This window comes from Veillonella sp., assembly GCF_019414865.1.
GTDB lineage: Bacteria > Bacillota > Negativicutes > Veillonellales > Veillonellaceae > Veillonella.
Genome location: NZ_DXLG01000196.1, coordinates 1 through 1,897 on the forward strand (window position 1 = coordinate 1; position 1,897 = coordinate 1,897).

Sequence of the window (1,897 nt, forward strand, 5' to 3'; positions counted from 1 at the left end):
AAACTTTAGATTTACAAGAAATTCAACAAATATACGATTTCCTTTTAACTAATGACTATTATATATTTTCTGATTATGGGTTAGTAAATAAGTTATTTCAAACTATGGTCTTGAACAATCGTTGGGATCCTAAGATAGCACTTAGATACTTTGAATACTTATGTTTTCTAAGTTGGGAATATGAAGCTATCATTCTTAGAGATCTTTTATTAGATAATCATATTAGCCTAGCTGGGGAATTTTGTTTAGATACAGAATTAGTAAAAGATGGACTAAGTTATTTTAGAGATGATGCTATTTGGAGGGGTAAAGATTATTATAGTGACACTATTCCGGCATGTATGTCTAAATGGGCCATTTATTATGATGAACAAGATCAAAGGTTTCATAAAGTGAAACCGTCAATGATAGAAAATATTGTTATTGAGGTAATTGACGCTGAAAAAGGTATTTATATGATTGAAAAAAGATAATGCAAATAGACAAATGTACATCTGTAATTGACACTTTTGATAACAATTATTTATAATATAACAATGTTATATTATATGTTTTTATAGGAGGTCATTATGCAGCTTTTGGGAAATCTCAAAATACATTTTCTAGCGCTCGTACTAACCGTAGTCGCTGAATTTATAGGCATAAAAAAACTAGGTCCTGTTGTATTATTGCCATTATTGTACACATTGATTCTAGGTTTATTAATTTCTATTCCTAAATTTAAAATTCTTACTATTAAACAGATGGAAAAATCTGCTGATTATATCGGCATCGCCGTTATGATCTTGATGGTAAAAGTAGGTTTAGGTATTGGTCCAAATCTTGGTATTCTTACAAGTGCAGGCTGGGCATTGTTATTACAAGAGCTTGGTCATTTCTTTGGTACTATTGTATTTGGGTTACCAGTAGCTTTGCTTGTAGGTATGCGTCGCGAAGCAGTAGGTGCATGTTACTCTGTAGACCGTGAACCGAATGTAGCGATTATTATCGACAAATTTGGCTTTAGCTCTCCAGAGGGCCGTGGTGTTATGGGCATGTACATCTGTGGCGTTCTTATCGGTGCTATGTGGTCCTCCGTATTGGCGGGTATGTTGGCACAATCTGGTTGGTTCCATCCATTGGCATTAGCTATGGGCGCTGGCGTAGGTAGTGCTAGTATGATGGCTGCCGCTACAGCTCCAATTATTGCAGTATATCCAGATTATGAACAACAAATTATGGCTCTTGCTGGGGCTGCAAACTTGTTAACTACCGTTCTAGGCGTATACTTTGGTCTATTTGTTTCTTTACCTGTTATGGAAAAAACATACAATTTCTTTACAGGTCGTACACGTGAACAAGATTTAGCAGAGGAGGCAGCAAGTCATGAGTAAAAGCGAAAAATTAACACAATTTGTCATCGTTATCTGTATTGCTGCTATTATCACTGCAGTAGGTAATGTAATGGATGGCAAACATCTATTTAGCGATAGTTTAGTTGGCGTAGCTATTTTGGCAGTCCTTGCTACAATTGGCGCTTTGATCTCTAATTTGCCATATGCTAATAAATTGCCTATGGTATTCTGGGTATCTTTAGTTGGTGTTATTGCATCCTTACCAGGTATGCCTGGCCAAGAATGGATTATTGCTAAAACTAGCCAAGTTACATTTCTTGCAACAACAACACCTGTACTTGCTTATGCAGGTTTATCCTTAGGTAAAGACCTTGGTGCATTCCGTCGATTATCTTGGCGTATTATTCCTGTTGCACTAGCTGTAACAGCAGGTACTTTCATCTGTGCAACAGCATTAGCACAATTAGTACTTCATTTAGAAGGTTTAATTTAATACTAAATCATAATGTTAGATGTCTAAACTATGTTAAGATATAATTATAGATTTATATTTTATAAGATAT

At 35.2% G+C, this 1,897-nt stretch carries 3 protein-coding genes; all 3 read left to right on the top strand.

What is annotated here, in order from left to right; all coding sequences use genetic code 11:
• The coding region (locus tag QZ334_RS08200) for a hypothetical protein (RefSeq protein ID WP_295233559.1) at nucleotides 1–473 on the top strand (473 nt) is incomplete at its 5' end.
• 96 nt (nucleotides 474–569) lie between these two features.
• Entirely contained in the window at nucleotides 570–1,373 is an 804-nt protein-coding gene (locus tag QZ334_RS08205; protein WP_118091262.1) for a DUF3100 domain-containing protein, read from the top strand.
• Nucleotides 1,366–1,827 carry a hypothetical protein gene (locus QZ334_RS08210; RefSeq protein ID WP_004695934.1) on the top strand — a complete coding sequence of 154 codons (462 nt, stop codon included), beginning with the start codon at nucleotides 1,366–1,368 and terminating at the stop codon, nucleotides 1,825–1,827. Before QZ334_RS08205 ends, QZ334_RS08210 begins: the two co-directional genes overlap by 8 nt.
• Nucleotides 1,828–1,897 lie beyond the last annotated feature (70 nt).